The organism is Bradyrhizobium sp. HKCCYLS1011 (genome assembly GCF_051167795.1).
In the GTDB taxonomy this organism is placed as follows: domain Bacteria; phylum Pseudomonadota; class Alphaproteobacteria; order Rhizobiales; family Xanthobacteraceae; genus Bradyrhizobium.
Map to the genome: position 1 here is coordinate 579,773 of NZ_JBNPTT010000002.1, position 26,769 is coordinate 606,541.

General features: G+C 60.9%; 20 protein-coding genes and 1 pseudogene. 14 read left to right on the forward strand and 7 right to left on the reverse strand.

Annotated features, from left to right (window positions below):
* Positions 1-30 precede the first annotated feature (30 nt).
* Positions 31-1,434 (forward strand): PLP-dependent aminotransferase family protein, encoded by a 1,404-nt coding sequence (locus tag ACQR1W_RS07230; RefSeq protein ID WP_434850455.1) that lies wholly within the window; start codon positions 31-33, stop codon positions 1,432-1,434.
* Positions 1,435-1,981: 547 nt separating this feature from the next.
* On the opposite strand, the gene ACQR1W_RS07235 is transcribed toward ACQR1W_RS07230, so the two are convergent.
* Both ACQR1W_RS07235 and ACQR1W_RS07240 read right to left on the reverse strand, forming a co-directional pair.
* Entirely contained in the window at positions 1,982-2,917 is a 936-nt protein-coding gene (locus ACQR1W_RS07235; protein ID WP_434850131.1) for a LysR family transcriptional regulator, read from the reverse strand.
* A gap of 67 nt (positions 2,918-2,984) precedes the next feature.
* Entirely contained in the window at positions 2,985-3,824 is an 840-nt protein-coding gene (locus ACQR1W_RS07240; protein ID WP_434850132.1) for a hypothetical protein, read from the reverse strand.
* Positions 3,825-4,759: 935 nt separating this feature from the next.
* Here ACQR1W_RS07240 and ACQR1W_RS07245 point away from each other — a divergent pair.
* The 6 genes and pseudogenes from ACQR1W_RS07245 (at position 4,760) to ACQR1W_RS07270 (ending at position 13,562) form a co-directional block, all read left to right on the forward strand.
* Positions 4,760-5,208 (forward strand): annotated as a pseudogene (locus ACQR1W_RS07245) (MarR family winged helix-turn-helix transcriptional regulator).
* Positions 5,209-5,699: 491 nt separating this feature from the next.
* Positions 5,700-11,225: a trifunctional serine/threonine-protein kinase/ATP-binding protein/sensor histidine kinase gene (locus ACQR1W_RS07250; RefSeq protein WP_434850133.1), complete on the forward strand. Its 5,526-nt coding sequence runs from the start codon at positions 5,700-5,702 to the stop codon at positions 11,223-11,225.
* Positions 11,226-11,328: 103 nt separating this feature from the next.
* Positions 11,329-12,000 carry a response regulator transcription factor gene (locus ACQR1W_RS07255; protein WP_434850134.1) on the forward strand — a complete coding sequence of 224 codons (672 nt, stop codon included), beginning with the start codon at positions 11,329-11,331 and terminating at the stop codon, positions 11,998-12,000.
* 89 nt (positions 12,001-12,089) lie between these two features.
* Positions 12,090-12,479, forward strand: coding sequence for a response regulator transcription factor (locus tag ACQR1W_RS07260; protein WP_434850135.1), 390 nt, complete (start codon positions 12,090-12,092; stop codon positions 12,477-12,479).
* An 18-nt stretch (positions 12,480-12,497) separates the two neighbouring features.
* A complete protein-coding gene (locus tag ACQR1W_RS07265; protein WP_434850456.1) occupies positions 12,498-12,692 on the forward strand; it encodes an ATP-binding protein in 195 nt (64 codons plus the stop codon).
* Positions 12,693-12,878: 186 nt separating this feature from the next.
* Positions 12,879-13,562, forward strand: a complete 684-nt coding sequence (locus tag ACQR1W_RS07270) for a response regulator transcription factor (RefSeq protein WP_434850136.1) — start codon at positions 12,879-12,881, stop codon at positions 13,560-13,562.
* 56 nt (positions 13,563-13,618) lie between these two features.
* Here the strand turns inward: ACQR1W_RS07270 and ACQR1W_RS07275 are convergent, their stop codons facing one another.
* The 5 genes from ACQR1W_RS07275 to ACQR1W_RS07295 form a co-directional block, all read right to left on the reverse strand.
* Positions 13,619-14,455 (reverse strand): alpha/beta fold hydrolase, encoded by an 837-nt coding sequence (locus tag ACQR1W_RS07275; RefSeq protein WP_434850137.1) that lies wholly within the window; start codon positions 14,453-14,455, stop codon positions 13,619-13,621.
* Positions 14,456-14,540: 85 nt separating this feature from the next.
* Positions 14,541-15,545 (reverse strand): alpha/beta fold hydrolase, encoded by a 1,005-nt coding sequence (locus ACQR1W_RS07280; protein ID WP_434850138.1) that lies wholly within the window; start codon positions 15,543-15,545, stop codon positions 14,541-14,543.
* Between the two features lie 326 nt (positions 15,546-15,871).
* Positions 15,872-16,702, reverse strand: a complete 831-nt coding sequence (locus ACQR1W_RS07285; protein WP_434850139.1) for a haloacid dehalogenase type II — start codon at positions 16,700-16,702, stop codon at positions 15,872-15,874.
* A gap of 54 nt (positions 16,703-16,756) precedes the next feature.
* Positions 16,757-17,800: a YkgB family protein gene (locus ACQR1W_RS07290; RefSeq protein ID WP_434850140.1), complete on the reverse strand. Its 1,044-nt coding sequence runs from the start codon at positions 17,798-17,800 to the stop codon at positions 16,757-16,759.
* Positions 17,801-18,093: 293 nt separating this feature from the next.
* Complete coding sequence (locus tag ACQR1W_RS07295) at positions 18,094-18,579, reverse strand: sigma-70 family RNA polymerase sigma factor (protein ID WP_434850141.1); 486 nt, start codon at positions 18,577-18,579, stop codon at positions 18,094-18,096.
* Between the two features lie 519 nt (positions 18,580-19,098).
* Here ACQR1W_RS07295 and ACQR1W_RS07300 point away from each other — a divergent pair.
* From ACQR1W_RS07300 to ACQR1W_RS07330, 7 genes are all read left to right on the forward strand, one after another.
* Entirely contained in the window at positions 19,099-19,854 is a 756-nt protein-coding gene (locus ACQR1W_RS07300) for a gluconate 2-dehydrogenase subunit 3 family protein (protein ID WP_434850142.1), read from the forward strand.
* Between the two features lie 8 nt (positions 19,855-19,862).
* Positions 19,863-21,641 (forward strand): GMC family oxidoreductase, encoded by a 1,779-nt coding sequence (locus ACQR1W_RS07305; RefSeq protein ID WP_434850143.1) that lies wholly within the window; start codon positions 19,863-19,865, stop codon positions 21,639-21,641.
* A complete protein-coding gene (locus tag ACQR1W_RS07310) occupies positions 21,634-22,887 on the forward strand; it encodes a c-type cytochrome (protein ID WP_434850144.1) in 1,254 nt (417 codons plus the stop codon). Before ACQR1W_RS07305 ends, ACQR1W_RS07310 begins: the two co-directional genes overlap by 8 nt.
* A gap of 50 nt (positions 22,888-22,937) precedes the next feature.
* Positions 22,938-23,189, forward strand: a complete 252-nt coding sequence (locus ACQR1W_RS07315; RefSeq protein ID WP_434850145.1) for a DUF2798 domain-containing protein — start codon at positions 22,938-22,940, stop codon at positions 23,187-23,189.
* Between the two features lie 24 nt (positions 23,190-23,213).
* Entirely contained in the window at positions 23,214-23,984 is a 771-nt protein-coding gene (locus tag ACQR1W_RS07320; RefSeq protein WP_434850146.1) for an SDR family oxidoreductase, read from the forward strand.
* Positions 23,985-24,029: 45 nt separating this feature from the next.
* The gene (locus ACQR1W_RS07325; protein ID WP_434850147.1) at positions 24,030-24,893 is read left to right on the forward strand and encodes an alpha/beta fold hydrolase; all 864 of its coding nucleotides are present in this window, start codon (positions 24,030-24,032) and stop codon (positions 24,891-24,893) included.
* A gap of 96 nt (positions 24,894-24,989) precedes the next feature.
* Entirely contained in the window at positions 24,990-26,453 is a 1,464-nt protein-coding gene (locus ACQR1W_RS07330; RefSeq protein WP_434850148.1) for an FAD-dependent oxidoreductase, read from the forward strand.
* Positions 26,454-26,769 lie beyond the last annotated feature (316 nt).

Here is a 26,769-nt window from a genome sequence, read left to right on the forward strand (position 1 = left end):
GACTGCCGATTTTGGCAGTACCATCACACGATGGCGGCCCTCCGCATCCAACTCGATCGTGCCAGAAGGACTCCGCTGGCTGCCCAGATTTATTCGGCGATCCGAGAGGGCATCGAGAACGGACGGCTCGCCTCGGGCGCGCGGTTGCCCTCCTGGCAGGATCTGGCCGCTCAACTCGGCGTCTCTCGCGGCACCGTCCGTGTGGCTTACGAGCGTCTCATTGCCGAGCAATTCGCGATTGGTCTTGGGGCGGCAGGAACTCGTGTGGCCGAGCGGCAGTCCAGATCCTCAACACCTGATTGGTCGCCGGAAGCCCCGCTTTTGCCGGACCTCTTCTACGAGTTCGGAAAGGCGCCGCTGGCATTTCAGATGGGCGTTCCCGCTCAAGACGCCTTCCCATTCAAGCTGTGGTCGCGCGTCCTCTCTCGTGAGACCCGCCGGGCTGCGGTCGCGCCGGTGACGTATCCGGATCCGCGTGGCGATCCGGAGCTGCGAAAGGAAGTCGCTGCTTACTTGGGGCTCGCCCGCAGCATCCGGTGCACCCCCTCTCAGGTGCTCATAACAGGTGGATTCTCCGGTGCGCTCGGTCTGGCGATCCGAGGGCTTCAGCTTGGAAATATCGGAGCTTGGATCGAGGATCCAGGCTTTCCGCTCACCCGCACCGCCCTCGGCCTGGCTGGCTTGGCCGTGACAGCTGTCCCGGTCGATGCGGAAGGACTAGATGTTGCTGCTGGTGTCCAGAACGCCGCTGGAGCGAAATTGGTGGTTGTGACACCAGGCCAGCAGGCGCCGCTCGGGATGCCAATGTCGCTGCCGCGGCGGCTTGCGCTGCTCGCCTGGGCTCGGCGCAACGACACCTGGATCATTGAGGACGACTACCTGAGCGAACTGCAGCTGAAAGGACGGGCGGCTCCGGCTCTTGCATCGCTCGATCATGGAGGACGGGTGCTGCACATAGGCAGTTTCAGCAAAACGATCAGTCCGGCGCTGCGCCTGGGTTTCATGGTCGTGCCGCCGGAACTGAGTGGTCGGTTCGCTGAGCTCGCTGCTTGCTTGGCACCGGCGCCGGCTGCAGCCGTGCAGCGCGCTGTGGCGGAATTCCTGCGGGAAGGGCACTACATTCGCCATCTGCGCCGCATGAAGCGGCTTTACGCCGCTCGACGGGAGGCCCTGCTTCGTTATCTGGGAGAGGCGGCATCAGACTCGATAAAGTTGCAGGCAACCGCCGGTCTGGCTGTGGTGATCTTGCTTCCGGAGTTTGTGTCAGACGTGGACGTAGCTTTGCGCGCCCTACAGTTCGGCCTGGCCCCGGCTCCCCTCTCGCCGTGGTACAGGCAGCCTCCGCGGCGGCAGGGACTGCTGCTCTGCGTGACCAACCTCAATGAACGGCGGCTGCAGGCCGACTGTCATCGGTTGTTGGAATTGGCGCGATAGCACTCATGAAAGCACGGCAGCTACGCATTGTCGTCCGTTTCGACGCTATCGTTTCAATGAGCAGACGTATCGCTCGTCCTTCCCAAGCGATTTGACTGAGCGGGGCTTGCCAGTACTCCGACAGAACGTAGGCCAAATGGCGGGCCTTCACACTCAACCCTGTCATACCGTCGGGGGTCCATGATCGCTCGTTCAACGGGATCGAGCCGGGCCAGCCTGATAGCCCGGTGAGGGCGTATCAATTATTGATCCTCTTCTTGGTTTTCGCCCCTGTCGTGCCCCACGCGCAGCCACGAGTTCGAAGCCGGATTCGTACGTCCATTTGGCTCAGAGCAGGGCGCGAAGAGAATGGCTTCAGGCGGCTTTGCTTTCCCTCCAGATGGCGATGAAGAGTTCCGGGAGCGCAGGGAAACGCTTAAACCGTCCAGGACTCGATCCGAACTACGAGGCATCGATCTACTACAGGGCCTCAAGTCCTTCGATTTTCCTTCCCAAGCTGATCGCGTCCTACACGCCGACCGCGGAGCCCGGCTGACCGCCCGACGCTTCATCCCGCCTTGTCGCTGAACGCGGCGGGAAGCGTGGCGAGGAACGACATCACGCGCTGCGTGCGCAGGGGCGGGCGGCGGTTGGAGGTGCGCAGCATCCACAGGGGCTCCGCCGGCGCGCGCCAGGGCGCAAGCACTTCGACGAGCCGGCCGGTGCGCAGGTCTTCATGGACGAGCCACGCCGGCCCCCAGCCGATGCCGAATCCATTCGCGATCAAAGCGACCGAAGCGTGCGCGTCGTCGCAAATGTGCTTGGGCTTGGGCGCGACGCGAACAGGTTTTTTGCCGCGCGGATCGGTGAAGCGCCAAGTCAGGATTTGGCCGTTCGCGGGATTGCGGAAGCCGACGTGGTCATGCGCGGAAAGCTCGTATGGAGTCGCCGGTACGCCGCGCGCGTTCAGATAGGCGGGCGAGGCGCAAGCGATCCAGGAGAACGTGCAAAGCCGCCGCGCCTGGTGGCCGGGCACGCGGTCGAGAGGTCCTGAGCGGATCGCGACGTCGACGCCTTCGGCCGCGAGATCGAGAATCTCGTTGCGGAATTTGACCTCGATCTCGATTTCCGGTCGCTCCCGCAGGAACGCGGGCAGCCGCGGCAGGATGCAGGCGCGCGCGAACGAGGCCGGGGCCGTCACGCGCACCCGTCCGCCATCGTCGCGCGCGGCTTCACCGAGCGCGGATTGGACGCGGGCGAGACTTTCGGCCAGCGTGCGTCCTGCCGCCATCAGCCGCTCGCCCTCCGCGGTCAGCGCCAGCGAATGGGTGGAGCGATGCAAGAGCCGCATTCCGCGAGCCTGTTCGAGGCGGGCGACCGCCTTGGACATCGCCGAGGTGGTCGTCCCCGCTCGCCGCGCGGCTTCGGCGAAGGAGCCCGCCTCGACGACGCGAACGAAGGCGAGGAGACGCGAGAGGTCGGGAGGCAAGGTCGTTGTGGACATTCAGTCCACATAGTCATGGCGGCGCGGTCGCTACAAGAGGTCGTTCCGAGGGGCCAAATGGGGACCGTCAGCGCGCATCCTGCGCCGCTAGAAACCGGGAAGTCCCATGAACCCCATCGAAATCACCCTGGAAGCCCTCGACGCCGCCGAGCGCGCAATTCCCCCCGGCCAGCCGGTCTATATGCTCAATCTGCTCCGCTACCGCCCGTATGCGCGTTACGAGGACGGCTTCGAGGCCGCGCCGTGTTCGGGCCGCGAAGCCTTTCATGAACGCTATAGACCGGCATTCCGGCGTCTCGCGGCCGGCAGACCGCTCGTACGGATGTTTTCCGGGCCGGTCCTGGCGAGCCTGGTCGGCCCGCAAGGCGAACGCTGGGACGAAGCCGCGATCAATGAATACGGCGATTTCGCCACTTTCCGCTCGATCATCGACACCGAGACTTACCGGCGCGAAGCCGCCCCGCATCGGCACGCGGCGCTCGAGGATTTCCGGTTGTTCGCGCTCGCCAAGGGGATGTGAACGCATTGAGGCGGGCGACCGTGCATTCGCCTCAACGAAGCTCAACGCTACACCGATGCTGCGCACGCGGTCGCGCATTTCCAGTTTTCCCACGGCTTCGTATGAACGCATGAAAGCGAGCACGTCCGGACGCTTGATGTCCCGCCTGCACAGCTTACCGAAGCGACCCTTGATGTAGCCGACGCGGAGTTCAAGTACTTCGATGGTTTTGGGGTCCCGCACCGCGACGATCCTGCCGCGTTTGACTTTCTCCACCTTCTTCTTCGCAAGCCACTCGTCGGCCTGGCGGCCGTGGAAGCGGTAACCCATCCGCCAAAGCTTGGATGCAGCGTTACCCAGCCTGCTCTCGTCCGGCTTGACGAGGAGATAGAGTCCGCCGGGCTCCACGCGGCCCCATCGAATTTGGGTCGGGCGGTGCGGCAGTCAACGTCGGTCCGGATCTGCTTGGGGTTGGCGCACGCGCCATCGTTCTTGCGGGCCCTCTCCTCAATTCTTTCGTTCGGAACAGCGAAAGTCGGCGCGAACGTTTGTTCTCCCGATACCAACAAAATTACCAACAAATCGGACGGCTGAGATCGGATGAGAACAAACGGTGACGAACACCGATGTACGTGGAAGGGCATATTTTCAAGGGTTTCCGAGCGCTGCGCGGACTGTGGCGGACGCTTGAGAACGAGCTTGAACAGCCTAGTTGGTGCCCCTGGCCGATAATTGCCTAGAGCCATAACCATTTGAATTTGAAACCACTTTTATCGTTGATTGCCGCCGATACCAACACAAATACCAGCAGATGACGCGCGGTATTTGGCGACAAAAATAAAACGGCGGGCTTCCCGTAGCGGGCACGCCTATGCGGTTCCGGACTCCACAATCGCGCCGATCGGAATCGAACCCGACTCTAACCGAACCTCCGGCGGGATCGACCGCGAGGTTAGTCTCAGCTGTTCGAGCGGAATGATCGAAATCGTGGGTTTGACTCCCACTCTCTCCGCCATTTCTGCGCCACAGCTCTCCCCATTATCCGATTGTTCAAATCTACTCCCAGACCACCGGAGAACTCCGCGATTTTGCGCTAATTCCTCGCGCAAGCTGTAGTTTCTTGCCGTGGGTTCGGAGGAGGGTTCTTTCGCCACTACACGGTTCTCCTCTGCTTCGCATCGTTCGAAGCGATAGCAAAAACAACGAGTAGCGCGATAAAGGTGGTTGCGGCCTGTCCGCGAGCATAACCTTGGTCACCGCGCAAACCGCAGGTATCTATGGCTAATGCACGCGCACGGGGTCGACGGGCGCTAAGTCGCGGATGCACATGACACACGATCCCGATGACGCATGGTTCAGGAGCGATAGATCTGGATGAAGACGTGAGCTTCGCGGTGTACGCGACCGCCCTCGCGTTCAAAGCATACAAGTCGCTGCTTGATCCGCTTCGTCTGACCTGCCCCCGATTTTTGGTGATGATCGTGTTGGGGGCGACGACGACACCGTCAACGAGCTAGGCGCTCGGCTCTTCCTCGACTCCGGCACTCTGACGCCCCTTCTGAAACGACTGGAAGCCGCTGGGTATGTCCGCCGAAAACGTGATCCGACGGACAACAGACAGGCTCGCATAACTCTCGCCGATCCCGGATGCGCGCTCGAGCCAATGGAGTGGAGCGCGTTCGAGAAGTTCCTGTGTGCAATTGACGTCGGAGCGGAGGGAATGACCTCTCTGAGGCGCGCGTTGGCGATGGTACGTCTAAAACTCCGCCGACCGAGCGATCGTGCGTCTTAAACGCTGGGAACGGAGCCGTCGCAGTGGCCTATCCGTGGTCAACGTGCAGGGTAATAACCAGCGGCAGTGACAGGTCTGAACCTATGATGTTCGGGTTTTCTGCGATGCTTGGGACGAGAGGCCAATTGCAAAATGCCAGTTGTTGCCGTAGGTCGAATGGTGGGTTTTGGCCCAAAACCGCACGCAGACCCATTGGTACAGGTCGGCCACGCACGCGTCGTAGATTCGGATCTTGGGGCGAGCAAATCGGACATCCGCGCGATTAGAGTGGTCACCATTTCGGAGCGCGCTGGCAGAACTTTTCCATTATCAAACGTCCGCCCAGCACCGCGTGGCCAGTTAAGCTTGCAGCCCCACGGTTCATATCTGGAAGGATGTGGTCTTTCCCTCGAGGCGGTTGGTGGATATCAAAGCATGTTTGCGCTATAGGCATGACCAAGGGGCTGAATTCCGTTTGGTTGTAAGGCGTTGTTCGATGGCGGAGCCCCGAGATGGTATCTCCGGCAAATCATGAAAGTGGGTTTGGCAACCTTCAGCCGGCATGGGAGGATGGCGAACGCATCTTCTACAGGGGATGGCACGAAGGCATTGATGGTCCCAAGGCCGTATTGGTTGTAGTTCTCGCGGCCAATCCTCCGACCGCCGGCGGTCTCAAGCGGCTCGCCCACGAATTCGATCTGAAACATGAATTGGCCGATGCGACCTGGGCGGCGCGCCCGCTGGAAATGCTGCGTGAGCGTGGCCGGACCATGCTCGTGCTCAGCGATCCTGGAGGTGGGCCGCTGCACCATGCTCTCGGTGCGCCGATGGAGGTGCAATCGTTCCTTCGTATCGCCATCTCGCTTTCTTCGGCCATCGGTGGACTGCACGATCGCGGTATCGTTCACAAGGACGTCAAGCCGGCCAATATTATCGTTGATATTGCGGCCGGCCGGGCCTGGCTTACCGGGTTTGGCAGTGCGACGCGTCTGACGCGCGAGCGGCGGATGCTCGAACCGCCCGAGACCATCGTCGGCACGCTCGCTTATATGGCGCCCGAACAAACCGGACGCATGAATCGCTCGATCGATTCCCGCAGCGACCTGTACGCACTTGGCGTCACGCTCTACCAGCTGATCACGGGCGTGCTGCCGTTCGCCGCGACCGATCCGCTGGAGTGGGTGCATTGCCATGTCGCGAGGCGGCCGATGCCGCCGGCGGAGCGGGTGAGGGGGGTGCCCGGCGCGATCTCGGCAATCATCATGAAGGCGCTGGCCAAGACGGCCGAGGAACGCTACCAGACCGCCGCCGGCCTCGAGAGTGATCTGCGGCGCTGCCTTGCAGCTTGGAAATCGGAACGCCGGATCGAGGATTTCCCGCTCGGCGAACACGACGCGCCCGACCGGCTGCTGATTCCCGAGAAATTGTACGGCAGAGAGCGCGAGATCGAAGCCTTGTTAGGCTGGTTCGATCGCGTGGTCAGGAGCGGTGCACCGGAGTTGGTCCTGATCTCTGGATACTCCGGCGTTGGCAAGTCCGCCGTCGTCCACGAGTTGCACAAGGAGCTGGTTACGAATCGCGGGCTGTTCGCCTCCGGCAAGTTCGACCAGTACAAGCGCGACGTCCCCTATGCGGCGCTCGCCGAGGCTTTTCAGAATCTGATTCGGCAGCTTCTTGCAAAAAGCGACTCCGATCTGACGCCCTGGCGTGACGCCCTCCGCGCTGCGCTCGACCCGCTCGGCCAGTTGATCGTCGATCTCGTTCCCGAGCTACGGCTGGTCATCGGCGACCAGCCGCCGGTCCCCGAGGTTTCGCCGCAAGACGCGCAGCGACGCTTTCAGCTCATCGTTCGCCGCTTCATCGGCGTCTTCGCCAAGCCAAACCATCCTCTTGCTCTCTTCCTTGACGACCTACAGTGGCTGGACCTCGCCACGTTGGATATCATGGAGAATCTCCTAACTAGGTTCGGTCTGCGACATCTGCTCCTGATCGGCGCCTATCGCAACAACGAGGTCGATGCCAAGCATCCGCTGACGCAAAGACTGGCCACAATTCGTGAATCCGGTGCGCGCTTGCAGGAGATCAGCCTGGCGGCCCTCCCCTGCTGCAGCGTGGAGCGGTTGACTGTCGATGCGCTTCGCTGCGAGCCGGCGCGCGCCGCGCCGCTGGCGCTGTTGATGCATGAAAAGACCGGCGGAAATCCGTTCTTTCTCATCCAGTTTCTGCAAACGCTGTCTGAAGAAGAGTTGCTGACGTTCGATCATGACAAGATGCAATGGCGCTGGGACCTAGGGCGGATCCGTACCAAAGGCTACACGGAAAACGTCGCGGATCTTATGGTCGACAAGCTGAGGGGCTTGCACGACGAGACACAGCAGGCCCTGCTGGAACTGGCTTGTTTAGGCAATAGTGCCGAGGTGACGACGCTCTCCCTTGTGCACGCAAAATCCGAGCAGGACGTTCACGCAGATCTTCGCGAAGCAGCTCGTCTCGAGTTGGTCCGGTTTGTTGATGGCTCCTACACGTTCGCGCACGACCGGGTGCAGGAAGCCGCCTATGGGCTCCAGCCGAACGACGACAAGCGGGCTGCTCTGCATCTCCGAATTGGCATGGCACTCGCTACACACCTCGCGCCGGACGAGACAAGCGAGGGGCTCTACGTTGTTGCCAATCAACTGAACCGCGGCGTCACTGCTTTGACTCGCGAGGCTGAACGGGAACAGATCATTACCGTCAATTTCGCTGCTGGACGCCGCGCCCGGAATGCGACGGCCTACCAAGCCGCCATAGCTTACCTTGAGATCGGCCGCGAGTTACTCGGGAAGGATGCGCATCCGCGCTCCAGCCGGACCGCCTTCGCCGTGGCCTTGCTGCACGCGGAGTGCGAATTCCTGGTCGGTCGTCTGGACGACGCGGAAGCGGACCTGCTGGTCCTCTCGCAGAGTTGCTCAGACATACCGTCTAGCGCGGACGTCGTCAGGCTTCGGGCGCAGCTATACACCGCTGCGGGCCGACTTGAGCACGCCGTTGACGTCTGTCTCGCGTTTTTGCGCCAAGTCGGGATCGACTGGCTCCCCCACCCCAACCGCAGTCAAGTCGACGAAGACCGGCAACGGCTGCGAAGTCTGGCACAAGAACTGTCGGACGACGAACTGCAGGCGTTGCCGTCGATGGCCGATCCCTACCACCGTGCGACCATGCGAGTTTTGGCTGACCTCGTCACACCCGCCTTTCTGACTGATCGCAACCTGTCTGACATCATGCTCATGGCCGCCACACGGCTTACAATCGAGCATGGCATCTGCCCTGAATCCTGCTATCCATTGACCGCCGCATTCGGCGTTCTCGCCAGCAATTCGGCCGATGCGGAACTTGGATTTCGACTATCACGATTTGGGGCTGCTCTCGCTGACAATCAGCCGCAATTGGGGTTGAGCGGACGGGCGCTTTTGGTATTCGGACTTCATGTGACCCCATGGGTTCGTCCGATCCGGTCCGGCCAACCGTTCATGCAGCGCAGCCTTGCAATTTGCTTGGCGATCGGCGACCTCGCCTTTGCTGCCTACTCGCATCGCGGATTGTTGTCAGTGGCTCTCTTCTGTGGCGACCCACTCCCGGAAGTCTGCTTGCACGCCGAGCAGGCCCTGGCGTTCGCGGAAGCCTCGGGCATCCGGCTATCCGCCGAATTCCTGTCCTTGCAAAGAAATCTGGCGCTTGGCCTGATGGGACGCGATGACGAGCACAGCTTCGAAGTGCCAGCCAGCATTGGCCCTCTCCCCTCGCACGTTAAGGAGCCGCTGAGTACCTTCTTCTACTACGCCGCGCAAATCCAGCTCAACCTGCTTGCCGGACGTCATGATATAGCGCTTGCTTTCGCTGAGCGTGCAGACCAACTCTCTTGGTGCGTCCGAGCCTATTCGGAGTTCACCGAATACCGCTTCTACACGGGGCTCGCCCATGCCGCTGCTCATCACGCGTCGGGATCCGACCGTGAAAAACACGTCAAAGGCCTCCGTGAGCAGCACCGCAAGCTCACGATCTGGTCCGCTCGCTGTCCGGCGAACTTCGCGGCGCGACACGCACTGCTCACAGCGGAGATCGCTCGTATCGAAGGCCGCGAACTCGAGGCAGAACAGCTGTATGAGGAGTCGATCCGGCTGGCCCGGGACGCTGGATTCGTGCAGATCGAAGCAATCGCTGCAGAGTGCGCTGCGCACTTCTACGAGGCGCACGGCATTCGAACCGCCGTTGTGGCCTATCTGACCACTGCACGTGATTGCTACTTGCGGTGGGGTGCCGAAGCCAAGGTGCGGCAACTCATGCGAATGTATCCGCAGTTGCAGGAGAAAGAGTCCGCGCTGGGCCCGACTAGCACGATCGGGGCGTCACTCGACCACCTCGATCTTGTTACAGTCCTTAAAGTGTCGGAGGCGGTTTCGGGCGAGATCGTGCTGGAGAATCTGATCGACAGGCTATTGCGGACGGCCGTCGAGAGCGCCGGCGCGCAACGCGGGCTAGTGATTCTGCCGCAGGGTACCGAGCTGCGAATCGGCGCGGAAGCGATCACTAACGACGCTGCGATTACGATTAGCCTACGTGATCAACAGATTTGCGGCGCCGAAATCGCGGAATCGATCGTCATGTACGCTGCGCGGACGCAGCAACCCGTTGCCCTCGACGATCACCTGATGGAGAGCATATTTGCCAATGACGGCTATCTCCGACGCAAGCAGGTCCAGTCGATCCTGACCCTGCCGCTTGTGAAGCATGACAGGCTGGTCGCGCTGCTCTATCTCGAAAACAATCTCGCTCCGCGAGCGTTTACGCCGCCGCGACTCGCGGTCCTGAAGTTTCTTGCCTCCGAGGCCGCGACGTCGCTCGACAACGCGCGCCTCTATCGCGAGCTTCAGGAACGCGAATCCAGAATCCGCCGTCTGGTCGACTCCAATGTCATCGGAATCCATATCTTCGACGAGGAGGGCGTCATCGTCGATGCAAATCGGTCCTTCCTCATGAGCATTGGATACGACCGAGAGGATCTGATCGCGCGCCGGTTGCGTTACATGGACCTCACTCCGCCGGAATGGCGTGAACGCAGCATCCGCGCTCAAGAAGAAATGAAGATGACGGCGGCTGTCCAGCCCTTCGAGAAGGAATATTTACGTAAGAACGGCAGCCGGGTGCCGGTTCTCGTTGGCTCGGCTGCATTCGACGAGCGACGGGACAGAGGCGTAACCTTCGTCCTGGATTTGAGCGAGCGTAAACGCGTCGAAGCGAGCGCGCGCGAGAGCGAGCGACGTTACCGCGAGGTGCAGATGGAGCTGGCGCATGCCAACCGGGTTGCGGTGATGGGGCAACTAACCGCATCGATCGCCCATGAGTTGAACCAGCCGATCGGGGCGGCAGTCACCTATGCCAATGCCGCGTTATCCTGGCTCCGGGCCTGTCCTCCGGATCTGGAGGAGGTCCGGCAGGCCCTCGGCTTCGTCGTCGAAAGCAATGTGCGGGCAGGCGAGGTTATCGATCGGACCCGCGCTCTGGTAAAGAAGGCCCCGCCGCGGCAGAACAGGCTCGAAATCAACGAGGAGATACTCGAGGTCACGGAATTGGTACGTGGCGAGATGGCAAAAAACGGCATCTCGATGAAGACCCATCTTGCGGAGAATTTACCGTCCGTGTGGGCCGACCGTGTTCAGATTCAACAAGTGATGCTCAATTTATTGATCAATGCGATCGAAGCCATGAGCGGAACAAGCGAAGGACCACGTGAATTGCTTGTCAGCACCGAGCAGTCGCCTTCTGGAGCCGTGCTGGTGGCCGTGCGGGATTCCGGACCCGGATTTCCCCCCGAAGGTGCCGAGCGGCTGTTCGAATCGTTCTACACAACCAAACCCGGCGGCCTGGGCATGGGGTTGTCGATTTCCCATTCGATTATCGAGGCTCACGACGGGAAATTATGGGCCAACGCGAACCTGCCACGTGGCGCCGTAGTGCAGTTTACGCTGCCTGCGCTCGCGCCGCAGGAAGAAAGGAAATAGCGAAGGGGAGCAAGTTCTCTTGCCGGAATTCCACGGCTTTTCAGCGGTAGTCCAGCCGGAATATCCTCGGGACTGTTGAGGTTCATGGAATGAAAGCGGCACGATGAGGAAAGATGCATCTTGTGCACCCGCGACGTTTGCCCGGCAACGCCCGACCGTGCTGGTTGTTGATGATGATCTGCGCACCCGCGGCGCACTAAGCAGCCTGTTCCGCTCGGTTGGTCTCGGCGTTCAGGCCTTCGAATCGGCTGCGGATATGCTGAAATATCCAATACCTTCCGCCCCGAGCTGCCTTGTGTTGGACATCATATTACCGCAGCTCGACGGCTTTGAGCTGCAAGTCGAGTTGGGCCGCCTGGGCAACAGGATTCCGATCATCTTCATGACGGGATATGGCGATATTTCGATGTCGGTGAAGGCGATGAAGGCCGGGGCAATCGACTTCCTGACCAAGCCGTTTCGCGACCACGAGATGCTCGAGGCTGTAACCAGGGCGCTCGATCGGGATCAAAAGCGGCGTGTTGAAGAACGGCGCACCGAACAGATCAGAGCCAGATTTGATACGTTGACCGCGCGTGAACGCGAGGTCATGTCGCTGGTGACGGCCGGTCTCATGAACAAGCAGGTGGCCAGCGAAATCGGCATAAGCGAAAGAACGGTGAAGATTCACCGCGGCCATGTCATGCGAAAGATGGGCACTGAGTCGCTGGCTGATCTGGTGCTGATCGCCGAGTCTCTCGGCGTTCGCTCGCGAAGACGCAACACTAGCACCTAGGTTGTATTGTTTCGTCATTGTCGCATGGCATTATCCGTAAACGCGGTCGATAGACGCGGATCATCGAACGTCTCTACATGGCGGCGCGAGTGACAGATAAACCGCTTATAGTGATCGTGGACGACGACGACGTCTTTCGCGCGGCTCTGGAAAATCTGGTGAGGTCACTTGGATGGGGCACTCGGGCATTCGCGTCGGCCGAAGCGTATTTGCAATCGTCGCTGGTGAATCAGACGAGTTGCCTGATCGCCGATATACAGATGCCAAAAATGAACGGCCTTGAGTTGCACGAGCGCTTGTCGACTTCGGGGTTCGATATACCTGTCATTTTTATAACTGCCCATCCAGAGGAGGCGCTCAAGGCACGGGCGCTGAACGCGGGGGCGGTCTGCTTCCTCCACAAACCGCTGGACCTGCAGGGTCGACGGCTTGCGGAATGTGTCGAGCGAGCTCTACAGCGGCGAGGGCCGCATCCCTGACCGGGGGCCGGCTGAAAAATCCCGACGTCCGGCCTTGAATCCGGTTCACGACCAAACGCATGGCATGGGCATGGGCTGTCGATCTGCCGCTCGATGATCGACGCGCATGGCGGACAGTTATGGGTAACCGCCGACAAGGGGCGAGGCGCCGTCTTTCAGTTCACGGTGCCCGTGGATCGCGGCTACGTAACGGCCGAACGTTCAAGTGCCTGAGGCCGGAACTGGAACCGGGGAGGGCCGCAAATGCTGCGGATGCGATCGAATCATGCTTGTGCGATCTCCGCGTTTCGTGATGTTACGGAATCTTCTGAATAAACTATCCTTCCGCGGCTGGTCGGCTGAAAGCCATCTCTCTCACGGCGATGGGCCCCCGATTCCGGCGTGCCCTAGGATCAAGAAATGAAATGGGAATCGGCAATGAGGGCAGACTTGCCTGCTGCCTCCCCTGTTAAAGCTGCGGGGGACGCGACCGTATTCGTCATCGATGACGACCCACTCACGCTTGGCGCGCTCAGCAGCTTGTTCCGTTCAGTTGGACTTGGCGTGAAAGTCTTCGCATCGGCAACCGAGCTGCTCGAATATCCGTTGCCCGCTGTCACGAGCTGCCTCGTCTCCGATATCAGACTGCCGCGGCTGAGCGGCTTCGACTTGCAGGCCGAGCTGGGCCGCCTGGGCATCAACATGCCGATCATCTTCATCACTGGGCATGGCGACGTTCCGATGTCGGTCAAGGCCATGAAGGCCGGTGCGTTCGACTTTCTGACCAAGCCGTTTCGCGAGCAGGATATACTCGATACGGTGGCCAAGGCTCTCGACCGAGACCAGAAACGTCGCAGCGAAGAAAGGTACAATGCTCGACTGCGAGAGCGATTTGAGTCGTTGACGGCGCGCGAACGCCAGACCATGGCGATGGTAACGGCCGGGCTCTTGAACAAACAGGTGGCCGACAAGATTGGCATAAGTGAAGTTACAGTGAAGATGCATCGCGGCCACGTCATGCGGAAAATGGGGACGCGATCGTTAGCCGATTTGGTGCTTTTTGCGGAGAAACTTGGAATCCGCGGACGGGAAATGAACGACTAGCGCCGGGCAGTTTGCGACTGAGAGTCCGGGCGATGCGGACGCATGGCCGTCGGCCTTCAACCGAGCGCATCTACGGATTGACGGATTATTTCGACCACGTCGTCCGGGGACGTGACGAGAGGAACGTGGTCGACTTGGCGCGAAGTGATGTGGGCCTTCATCCGGTTCGCCATGAAGTGCTGCGTTTGAGGATTGATCATCCGGTCTTCCTCCGCGATCAAGAACCAGGATGGCCTTGTTTTCCAGCCCGGCTTCGACACCGGCTGTTTGATGCAGGTGACGTCGATAGGGCGCTGCGTAGCATAAAGCAGGTGCGTTTCCGCGGGCGCGGCGTGTTGTGCGAACGCCTTGCCGAAGTCGCGCTCAGCCATCCAGATCAGGCCATTGGCATCCGGCGCGAGTTTGGCCGTATCGGGATGCGCCGGCAGGCGGTAGAACACGTCGCCCACGGTTTCCCCTTCGTCCGGCGCCAGCGCCGCGATGAAAACCAGCGACTTGACCCTCTCGCTTGCGGACGCCGAAATAACGGCGCCAGCGTAAGCATGCGCCGCCAGGATCACTGGTCCCTCGGTTCGCTCGATTGCCCGATCTAGTGCAGCAACGTCGTCGTTGAAGGTGTTGAGCGGTAAGGGAGCCGCTATCACCTGCAACCCCATCGACTGCAATGGCCGAATAACCGCGCTCCAGCTCGATCCGTCGGCCCAGGCGCCATGCGCGAGGATGATTGTCGCGCGGCCCTTCACTTTGTTCATGGCTGCTGCTTTTTGCGTCTTCGCGGAATCGGAGGCAGCGCCCGCCCGACGCGATAGGATGGCCGATGTCAGGGCCGCGCCGGAAGCTGTCGCAAGTGTGCGGAGCACGGCGCGACGCTTGATGTCTGTTTTTCTTGTCATCTCTTCATGGTCTCCATGGGTAGGCTGCGGTGACGGCCGTCGAAACGCAGGGCCGCCGCGTCGGAGGCAACGATGGTTTCCGGCATCAGGCCGCCAGAAATTTCGTCAGGATCTCTGCCGTCTCGGTGGGATTTTCTTCGGGAAAAAAGTGACCTCCCTTTATGGCCTGTCCCTGGACGTTGTCGGCCCACCTGCGCCAGATTCCCAACGCGCCGCCGTCCTCTCCGTAGAACGTATCGAGCGGGCCGCCGGCCGACCACAGATGCAGCATCGGGCAGGCTATCTTGCGAGATTGCTCGCGATCTTTTTTGTCATGCTCGATGTCGATGCCTGCAGCCGCCCGGTACTCCTCGCAGACTGCATGCACCCGCTCCGGATCGCGATACGTCTCCAGGTACTCTGCCTTTATTTCGGGGCCGAAGGAGCCTTCGCCCAACGGGTTGTCGAATGCAGCGTCCGGCGCACCCAGGAGGTATTTTTCCGGAAGCGGTGCTTTCTGCATAAGGAGGCTCCAGGGCCACCAATTCATGGCGAACTTCGCATCGGCGCGCGCCCATGCCTCTGAGATCGGGATGACATCGAACACGGCGAGACGCCGTACATTCTGCGGATGATCGAGGGCTAGGCGATAGGAGACGCGGCCGCCACGATCGTGGCCGACGAGGTCGAACCTGGCGAATCCAAGTTTATCCATGACCGCGACCAGCTCAGTGGCCATCGCCCGCTTGGAGTAGGCGTAGTGATCCTCGGCTGAGGAGGGCACGCCGCTGCGGCCATAGCCGCGAAGGTCGACGCAGATCACGGTGTGGTTGCTCGCGAGCTGCGGCGCCATATGGCGCCACATCAGGCTGGTCCGGGGGAAGCCATGCACCATCAGCAGCGGCGATCCCTTACCGTAACGTCTGATGAAGATGGTGTTGTCACCCACCAGGATTTCTGCTGTCTCGAAATGATCGGATGCAGGCGCTCTTGTTTCGCCGACCGATTGAGCTGCAGCGTGTCGCGAGAGAACCGCGGAAGTTACGGCGGCGCCGGACGCGACGCTCATGGCGCGGAGCAGCGTGCGACGTTCGATGTCGGTCGTTGTCATCTGTCATGACTCCCTGAGAAGGTTGCGGAGCATTTGGGGGCCGCATTTGTCGCCGAGCTGGTCGAGCGATGACGTAGCTGCGTTCACGGAAGCATCGGCCCGCCCACGGCCTTTCATTCGCATGCGGGAGCGGCGCGGTTACAGGTCGAGGCAAAAAATCGCTTGCCGTCTCGCCGGTCGGCGCAAAGATGTGGTTCATACGAGCAAGTGCCGGGGCCGCTGCCCGGCTTCAGTTTTAAGACCGGCAGCTCGGGCAATTGCTCCACCCTATTTGGCCTGACTCTTACTGTGCTCACGAACTTGATCACTTCCGATCGAATGCCCTATCAACGCCAGAGCTTGATCAATTGCGTCGCCACGCTCGGAAGATCCGGCCCGACCGCCGCCGGCACCGGCCAGCCGGGCACCTCCAGCACGGGAGTCGGAGCATTGCCAGGCCTGGCAATCAGCGCGGACTGGCAACCGGCGTTTTGCGCACCGACGTTGTCCCATACATGCGCGGATATCAGGCAAATCTCGGCGGTCGAAACATTCAGCTCTTCCGCCACCATGTGGTAGGTCTGTGGGGCCGGCTTGTATCGACGCACGCGATCAATACTGAACAACCTTTCAAAGAACCCGTTGATGCCGGCATGCCCGAGCTGCTTGATCTGCGCGTCAGGCGGAGAGTTCGTCAACGTGACCAGACGGAAGCCGGCGTCCTTCAATTGCTTGAGCCCTGGTGGCACATCTGGGTGCGGAGGCATCGTGGCCGACAGCGCGTCCAGTTCGTCGATGTCAGCCTGCCGAATCGTTACGCCATGGACCGATCCGATCAGCTTCAGAACCGCTCGGGACAGTTCGAAGAATGGCGTGTAGGGCCCTCCCGCCAGGGTTATCGCCTCCGAATAGAGGACGAGCTGGCAGTACCATTCGTTCACCACTTTGCCGTCGCCGAACAGTCGCTTGAACAGCGGTTGAAGATGATTGATGTCGAGCGTCGAATCGTTGACATCGAACGCCAGGATCGATGGCACGACTGCGCCGCGCTTGCTTTCTTGAGCACGAGCGATTTGGGTTCGCCCGACAAGGCTCGCGGTGAGGCTGCCGGTTGCGGCGATTCCGAGTCCCGCAAGCAAATTGCGGCGGCGCGATGAGAAGGTGACGTCGTCGATCATGGCTGGTTCTCCCATGGACTGGTTGTCGTGATGTTGAAACGAGAGGCGCGCCAGTCAGATTGCAGCGCTGATTTGCCCGGCGGCTCGCGGCTGGCTCGGGACCCTCTCGGTATCCCTGCTGCACGTGGTTATCCGTATGAAATCCTGTTTCAGCAGATAGAAGGACACCGCAAGCAGGACCAAATCCTTCATCAGGAACGGCACCGGCCCGGCCATCGCCGGGAACCCGGCCGCCGGATCCCAGCCGCCCGGAATGAACGGGATGATTGTAAGCGTCGTAAAGAAGGTCACAGTTGAGCCGAGGGCGCCAAGGGCTCCGATCCTCTTGTCCCAGAATCCGGCATACAGTAACGCGAAGATGATCCACTCCGACGCGCCCAGGAAGCGCGCGCCGCCGCGAATTCCGAAAGCGGGATACAGCCAGAAAATGAAGGGGCTATGGCTGATGAAGGGAACCATCAGCTGCGCCCCATACTGGTGCCACTTGGTGTAGCTGAAGGCCGCGAAGATATAGACCATCGCTGCACGCAGCAGATAATATTCGAGATTGTCGCGGAGCAGGCCGAGCGCGGCCATTACGGTTGCGATGAGCCGGATCAGATGGTTGGTCGCGCCGGTACCGCCGGCCCTCGTGACATCCTGCTTCAACAAGTAGAAGGAGGCCGCGAGCAGTACGACATCCTTGACCAGGAACGGGATGTTATTGGTCATCGCCGGAAAGCCGCCGGCAACCTCGTCCCAGCCGTCCGGCATGAACGGAATGATCGTAACCGTCGCCACGAAAGTACTGCATGATCCAACTGCACCAAGGACGCCTGCAGTCCTGTTCCAAATCCCCCAGAACAACAGCAGGCAAATCGTCCATTCCGTGATGCCCAGAAAAATGCTGGCTCCGCGAATGCCGAAGACGGGATACATCCATGAAATCAGCGGACCGTTGCCGATAAAGGGGATCAGGACCTGGGCCTCGTACTCAAACCATTTCTGATATCCGAACGACAGGAAGATGATCAGCATCGACGCCCTAATGAGATGGTAGTCGAGGTCCGCCCTGAGGAGTCCTGACCTTGCCACTATGCGCGAGAGCTGGTTCATCATTGTCGTCTCCTCGTTCCTGAATTGGCGGTCAGGCTGTCGTCCTGATTCTCGGACGAAGAATCGCTGCTCTGTCCTGGCGCGGAGCGTCAGCAGACCCATTCAACTGACTACGTTCGCGGGCCGGGCGGCTTTGGTTACAGCCTGTGTCGCGCGCATGTGCCGGCTTATTCGAATTCGCGGCGATATACCGTGGGAGTCCAGCCGGCTGAGCGCGATATCCGTGCCCGATCTGGTCCGGCTCGCCAGCGGCTTCTGCTGTGCTCTTCTCTGATCTGGAGGCCGATCAACGGACGTCACGAGACCAGTGCAGACAGCTTTTTCAGACCACGATGGATGTTGATCTTGACGAGCGCTGCGGATTGCCCGGTTACGCCGGATGCACGGGTGATACTGAGGCCGCCCAGCTTCACGAGACGGATCACGCTTGCTTGCGCCGGCTTCAACCGGCCAAGTAGATCGTCCAGCGCGGCGGCGCTTATCGCGGCTTCGCCATGATCCTCGATTGCGATGTCGTCTTCGAGCGAGAGCGCCGCGAATCGGGACGCGTCACGAATACGATCGACCCATTTGTAACGCGCGATGGCCATCGCCCACGCCCCGAACGGCCTCGACGGCTGGTAAGTGTGTCGCTTGTTGTGGATCGCCAGCAGGGCGTCTTGCGTGGCGTCTTCGGCTGCAGGGCCGGGGAGTCGTCGCGCGTAGTATCCGCGTAGCCATCGGTCCAATTCCCGGAGCAATTGCTCGTAGGCGTCGCCGTCGCCGGTTTGTGCAGCGGTCATGAGGCGACCCCATCGTTCCGAACGGCAGTCCCAGCTCTCCGCTCCCGCTGCTGTCGGTGTCCCACGTTCGACCGACGAAGGCGTCCGTGCACGGATATGCATGTCGTTGTCTCCCGTGAAGAGAAATGCACCCGCATCGAAGTGCAGCTCAGTGCTTAGCAGCAAAATGCTTTCGGCCACGGACCCGGACAAGCTCTCGGTTCTGATGCCAGAGCCCATACGTTGGTATGGGTTCCGATGATCCGGGTAGACTCGACGGGCATCTTGGTTGCCCGGAACAGCGGTGATCCAGGCCGCGGTGCAACCATTGCTGGCCCATAATTGGAGCAATTGTGAAAGGCCGAGCATAGCCGCTGGCCGTGAATTCGAATGAGCCGTCGAAATAATCCAGTCGGCTGTAACCGCTCTCGCCGCTCGTCCGAATAGGGTGGTTGTGCGCTGATACGATGGCGCCGCGAATTGTCAGCTGATCCTTTGATCGTGGGTACGCACGGGACGGAACTTCAGGAAGGACCTTGGATGGTGAAGAAGAACGAGACCCCGACGTCGGTCCGAAGGCGCGAATTCCTCGCGGGCACGGCGATGCTGCTGTTTAACGCCACACCTCTCGGCGCTGCGACCATCTCAGGACAACTGCCTTGGACACCCAATGCGGGAAGCCCGCCCTCGCGGATTAAGCTTGGGCCCTGGGAATTCTTCACGGGCGAAGAGGGCCGCGCGATGGAAGCCATCGCCGATTGCGTGATCCCGCCCGACCCGGAAACACCCGGCGGCAAGGAAGCGGGCTGCGCGGTCTTTATCGATCGGCAGCTTGCCGGTCCCTACGGCCAACAGGACGGACTCTATATTCGGCCTCCCTTCGTGATGGGAACGAAAAGCCAGGGATCTCAATCCGAAGCGGGACCGGCGCAAAAGTACCGCGAGGCGCTGGGCTCGTTCGATCGGGCCTGCAAGTCGAAATATTCCGGCAAGGCGTTCGCTGATCTGTCTGCGGCAGAACAGGACGCGGTCCTGAAAGGGCTGGAAAGCGGCGACCTGAAGTTGGACGGCGCCGATGGCAAGGCGTTCTTCGAGCAGGCCATCAAGGACATCCAGATGGGGTTCTTCGCCGACCCGATCTATGGCGGCAATCGCGACATGGTGGCGTGGAAGATGATCGGCTATCCGGGGGCCCGCTACAATTATCTCGATTGGGTCAACCGTCACAACGAACGCTTCCCGCTTCCACCGGTCAGCATGACCGGCCGCGCGGAATGGACCTCTCAGGCCCGGTGAAATTGCACATGCCACGCAAGCTTCCAAAAAAAGATGTCGTGATCATCGGGTTCGGCTGGACCGGAGCCATCATGGCCAACGAACTCACCGACGAAGGTCTCGACGTCATCGCGCTCGAGCGTGGTCCCTGGCGTGACGCGCCGACGGACTTCCCACCGGGCTACATGCAGGACGAGCTGCGCTACCGGGTCCGGCACGAACTGTTTCTACGGCCCGATCAGCTGACGTTCACGTTTCGCAACAAGATCGACCAGACCGCGCTGCCGATCCGTTCGTGGGGCGCCTTCATGCCCCCTAACGGCGTTGGCGGCGGCGGCGTGCACTGGAATGCCGAGATGTGGCGCTTTCTGCCATCCGACTTCGTTCTGAAGACGCATCTCACCGAGCGCTACGGCAAGGATTTCTTGCCCGAAGACATGACGATCCAGGACTGGGGCATCACCTACGATGAATTGGAGCCGCACTATGATCGATTCGAGTATCTCTGCGGGACCTCGGGCACGGCCGGCAATCTCAATGGAAGGATAATGGAGGGTGGCAACCCGTTCGAAGGGCCGCGGTCGCGGCCCTATCCGACACCGGCCCAGGCCCAGCCGTTCAGTCACACCTTGTTCGGCAAGGCCGCGCGCGAGCTCGGCTATAAGCCATTTCCGCAACCGTCCGGCAATCTCTCCCAAGCCTACACCAATCCGCTAGGCCTGCAGATGGGGCCGTGTACCTATTGCGGCTTCTGCGAGTGGTTCGGCTGTAGCAACTATTCGAAGGCCAGTCCGCAGACCACGATCCTTCCCTACCTGATCCGCAAGCCGAATTTTTCGGCGCGCGACAATTCCGAAGTCGTCAAGATCAATGTCGACAGGTCGGGCAAGCATGCGACCGGCGTTACCTTCGTCGATACCGGCGGCGAGGAATGGGAACAGCCTGCCGATCTCGTGATCCTGTCGGCGTTCTCGCTGTTCAACGTCCAGCTCTTGCTGCATTCGAAGATCGGGATGCCTTACGACCCGGCCTCCAATACCGGGGTGATCGGGCGCAACTACACCCATCAGACGATCTCGACTGTAAACGGCTTCTTCGACCACAGGAAGTTCAACTTCAATCCTTTCATTGCCTCCGGCGCCATCGGCATGTGCATCGACGAGTTCAACGGCGACAATTTCGACCATGGTCCGCACGGCTTCGTCGGCGGCGGATATGTCGGTCAGGTGCAAACAGGCGCGAGACCGATCGAGAGCACGCTGACGCCGCCCGGTACGCCGAAATGGGGCGCGGCGTGGAAGAGCGCGGTGCGTGACAACTATCTGAGCACGGTCAAGCCAGGCACCGGCGTCCACGGCAGCTCTTATGCCTATCGTGACGTCTATCTGGGACTGGACCCCACCTACAAGGACCGCTTCGGGCGCCCGCTGATGCAGATCACGATGGATCTGCACGACAATGAGGTGAAGCAGAACCGTTTCCTGACCGACAAATTCGCTGAGATCATCAAGGCCATGGGTGCGGATCATGTCGCTAAACATTATCGAACTGCCCCCTACGACATTACGCAATATCAAACCACGCATGTGAACGGCGGCGCCATCATGGGCACCGATCCCTCGACCAGCGCGCTCAACCGCTATCTGCAGCACTGGGACGTGCCGAACCTGTTCGTGCTGGGCGCCAGCGCTTTCCCGCAGAACGCCGGATACAACCCGACGCTGACTGTCGGCGCGCTGGCCTATTGGGCGGCAGCGGCGATTCGTGACAAATACCTGAAGAATTCCGGGAGATTGATCGATGCTTGAGAACAAGAGCGTCGCCGTTCTCCTCGCGGGCGCAGCAGCGCTGTGGCTTGTGGCCACCCAGCGTGCGCAGGCCGGCGGTTCCGATCCGCAGGAATTCACCGAGATCGAGCGGGGTCGTTATCTTGCCATCACGTCGGACTGCGCGAGCTGCCATACGGTTCCCGGCGGGAAGCCGTTCGCGGGCGGGCGGCCGATCGAAACCCCATTCGGCAATATCGTTGCTCCCAATATCACGCCGGATCTGGAGACGGGAATCGGTGCGTGGAGCGAGGAAGCGTTCGACGGAGCGGTCCGAAAGGGCGTTCGGCCCAACGGCGCGCGTCTTTATCCGGCAATGCCCTATAACGCATACACCAAGATGTCGCGCGACGACGTCGATGCGATCCGGGCGTATCTCAACTCGCTCGATCCGGTCAGCAACGCCGTGAACGCCGACACCCTGCCATTTCCGTTTAACATCCGCGCAACCATGCGGGTCTGGGACGCGCTATATTTCAAGGCAGGTGAATTCAAACCTGATCCGGCCAAATCCGCCGAGTGGAATCGCGGCGCGTTTCTCGTCGACGGTCCAGGGCATTGCGGCGCCTGCCACACGCCGAAGACGTTTCTCGGTGGCGATCGCACCGATCAATATCTGCAGGGCTCTTATTTGCAGGGCTGGTCAGCGCCGGACATCACCAATGACAAACGCACCGGTTTGGGCGAGTGGAGCGCCCAGGACGTCGCGAGCTACTTGAAGACCGGTCACAATCGGATCTCGGCCGCTACGGGTCCGATGGCCGAAGCCGTGTCCCTGTCCACGTCGCACATGACCGATGAAGACACCAGGGCGATCGCGGCCTATCTGAAGTCGTTGCCGGGAAAGGCAGGAATCGAGACGCCGTTGCCGGCGAATAGTGCGACGATGAGCGCCGGCAACGCGATTTATCGTGACCAATGTTCGGCATGCCATGGAATCGAGGGCAAGGGCGTTGCGAAACTTTTCCCGTCGGTGGCCAGTTCCTCGATGGTGAGATCGAACGATCCCACCACGGCGATACGAATGGTGCTGCGGGGCGCGCGCAGCGTAGGGACCCGCGCGGAACCGACGGCGCCAGGGATGCCCTCGTATGGATGGCAACTCGACGACGGACAGGTCGCAGCCGTTCTGAACTACATCAGGAATTCCTGGGGTGGTGCCGCGCCGGCCGTCGACGCAAAGGACGTCAGCCGCGTCCGATCGGACACCGCTTTGCGGCCCGATTGAAGTTGCCATCATCGCGCCACTCGACGCGAGCAGGCGAAGGAAGATCAGTGATGCTCGGAATTCCAAGACGCTATTCGCATTTCCTGTTTGCCGTCATGCAAGCCGCGTTGACCAGCGCTATCGCGGCCGCGACTGCAAGCGTCAACCTGCTCGCGCAGAGCATGTTTCTTCGGCACTGGCTCCAATCGTGGCTGCTCGCGTGGCTCCTGATGCTGCCGGTCGTGACCGTCTTTGCGCCGCTTCTCAATCGATTCTCGGTCCTGTTGACACAACCCGATCGGCTCAAGTCAAACGCCGGTTGAGCGAAAACGACAGATGAGGCAGCCATGAAGAATGCAGTCGCAATCGTTACCGGTGCCAGCCAGGGCATCGGCCGGGCCACCGCCATCAGGCTGGCGCTGGATTTCTCCGGCGTAGTGCTCGTTGCGCGCAATGGCGCGAAACTCGAGGAAACCGCCAATGAGGTGAAGGCGCGTGGCTCCGAACCAATGGTGCTCGAACTCGACATGAGCAAGACAGCGGCGCCCGACACCGTCGTGACAAGATCGCTCGGCCGATTTGGCCGCATCGATGCGCTTCTCAACATCGCGGGCGCCGTTCCCCAGATCGACATTCTCGAGATGACCGATCAGCAGTGGAATGACGGGATGGAATTAAAACTCCACGGCGCGCGTCGTCTCACGGTCAGGGCGTGGGGCGCTCTGAAAGAGAGCCGGGGAGCGGTCGTGCTGATGTCGGGCAATTCCGCGGTGTTTCCGAAGTCGGGATACGGCGCGGTCGGCACCATCAACGCCGCGATCGTTGCGCTGGCCAAGGCGTTCTCCGACAGGGGGCTGACGGACGGCATCCAGGTCAACAGCGTACTGCCGGGACCTGTGATGACGGGCCGGCGCGAGTCCTATCTGGCGCACTGGGCGCCTGCGCATAACGTCTCGGTGGAAGACGCAAGGCAAAGGTTCCTCAGTGAGGCCGGCATCGAACGCTATGGCCGGCCGGAGGAGATCGCCGACCTGATGGCTTTCCTGGTATCTCCGGGCGCGCGCTGGATGACCGGCAGCGCGATCCGCATGGACGGCGGCGAAGTCAAATCGATTTGAAGCGTCGGCGATTTTACAGATTACCAACACATCGGAGCCATGCCAATGAACAAGGTCCACTTCAACAAAGTCGACGTTGACGGTTTCAAGATCTTCTACCGCGAGGCGGGTCGAAAGGACGCGCCGATCTTCCTGCTGCTTCACGGGTTTCCGACGTCGAGCCACATGTTTCGCGACTTGATTCCGCTGCTGGCGGACAGGTATCGGGTCGTCGCGCCGGATCTGCCGGGCTTTGGCCAGTCGGACATGCCGTCGCACAAGGAATTCAAATACAGCTTCGATGCGCTCGCCGACCGTATCGAGCGCTTTACCGAAGTCATGGGCTTGAAGCGCTTCGCGGTCTATGCGTTCGACTACGGCGCACCGACCGGGTTCCGTCTCGCCATGCGTCATCCGGAGCGGATCACGGCGATCGTTTCCCAGAACGGAAACGCCTATGAAGAAGGACTTAGCGAAGGCTGGAATCCCATTCGGGCGTATTGGAAGGACTCTTCGGCCGCAAATCGTGAGGCGCTGCGGACGTTCCTGCGGCCCGAGACGACGGTCTGGCAATACACACAAGGTGTGCCGGACAAGAGCGCCGTTTCTCCGGACGGCTATTCGCTGGACAACCACTACCTGGAAAGGCCCGGTGCCGACGATGTGCAACTCGACCTGTTCGGCGACTACAAAAGTAACGTCGCGCTCTATCCGAAATTTCAGGATTACTTCCGAACCCATAAACCTCCGCTGCTTGCGGTTTGGGGAAAGAACGATCCGTTTTTCCTTCCTCCGGGCGCGGAGGCGTTCAAACGCGATATTCCAAACGCGGAGGTTCGGTTGTTCGACACCGGCCACTTCGCGCTCGAAACCCATGGTGCGGAAATAGGTTCGGCGATTGCGGGCTTCTTGTCGAAGCACGTGCAGTAGCCGGGCAACGCCCAGGGCGCAGCCGCGAGCGCGGCCAGGCAGATACGCAGTGTCGTTGCCGAAGGGCGATTGGCGGATGAAACCGAGAGAACAATCATGTCTGCGATCGAGAAGTTCGATGTCGTGATCCTGGGCAGCGGGCAGGGCGGCAAGCAGCTCGCATGGCACCTCGGCCGTTCCGGCAAGAAGGTGGCCGTTGTCGAACGCCGCTGGGTCGGTGGTTCATGCCCGGCCGTCGCCTGCCTGCCGTCGAAGAACGAGCTGTGGAGCGCCCGGATTGCCCAAACGGTGCGAAACGCCGGGCATTTCGGCACGTTGACCGGGCCCGTCAGCACCAACATGCGCAGGATCCTCAGGCGCAAGCAGGACATGGTCGATCGTGAGGCCGAGTTTCATATTGACGCTTACAAGGCCAGCGGCGCCGAGCTCATCATGGGCAGCGGCAGCTTTGCCGGGCCTAAGACGATCGAAGTTCGCCTGAATCAGGGAGGCACCAGGTCGCTCGCGGGCAACGAGATCGTGATCAATGTCGGTACTCACGCGGCAATTCCGGATATCCCCGGCCTTGAGGCCGCCCGCGCGCTGACCCACATCGAGGCGCTGGAGCTCGACTATCTTCCGGCGCATCTGATTGTGCTGGGCGGCGGCTATGTCGGCATCGAGATGGCGCAGGCCTACCGGCGATTCGGCAGTCGCGTGACGATCGTGGAACCGGGCCGGCAGCTTATGGGTCGAGAAGATGCCGATGTCGCCGAAGAGATGCAGCGCGTTTTAGGCGCAGAAGGTATTGAAGTTCTGCTCAACGCACGGCCTGCCAATGTTCACGGCCTGTCCGGTGATGCGATCACCCTGACGGTCCAGACGAACAAGGGCGAGCAGGCGTTGGAAGGCAGCGATTTGCTTGTGGCGGTGGGGCGCGGGGCAAATGTCGCGGACATCGGCCTCGAGAAGGCAGGCGTAGAGCTGGACGCGCGGGGCTACGTCCGCGTCACAAAAAGGCTGGAGACGACGGCATCCGGCGTCTGGGCGATCGGCGAATGCGCCGGCAGCCCCCAATTCACCCATGTCTCGGTCGACGATTTCAGGATCGTGCGGGACAACATGGCGGGCGGCGATCGTAGAACTGACGATCGGCTGGTTCCCTATGTCATGTTCACCGATCCGCCGCTTGCCCGCGTCGGTCTCTCCGAGGCTGAGGCGGAGCGGCAGGGCGTCGAGGTCCGCGTCGCAAAGTTGCCGATGAGCAGGGTGTTGCGCACCCAGGCAACCGACGAGACCCAAGGTTTCATGAAGGCGGTCATCAGCGCCAGGGACGATCGTATCCTTGGATTCACCATGATCGGATCCGAGGCGGGCGAGGTCATGGCCGCAGTGCAGACCGCGATGCTCGGAGCGCTTCCTTACACGACGCTGCGTGACGCGGTGATCACACATCTCACCATGGCCGAAGGCTTGGGACCTCTTCTTGGAAACGTACAGCCGCGCGTTGCGAGGGAAGCTTCAGAAGCCCGACACCGTGTTTGCGAGGACGGCTTAAAGAATGCCTCGGACAATGAATGATCCAAACGTAAATTCGCCGCGGGGTCTTCGACGTGCGCTTGAGCTCTATGGCGTTTTGTTTCCTGCTGCCGTTGCCCGCTATGTACCGCTGCCGTTGCGGCTCATCGTGGGTTTCGGCGAAGCCGAGGCCAAGCGAATGCTGAATAATATCCAACGCGGCGCGCGGCCCTGCGTCAGTCTGGCGTCGGAGCGCTATTGGAGTCGAGGTGCGGGCCCGTCCGATTCGATCTCCGTCCGACCATCGCCGTGACGTCAGACATCCTGCGGTTGATCTACATGCTGAGCTGGCGGGACGTCTCAACAACGGCAACATCCA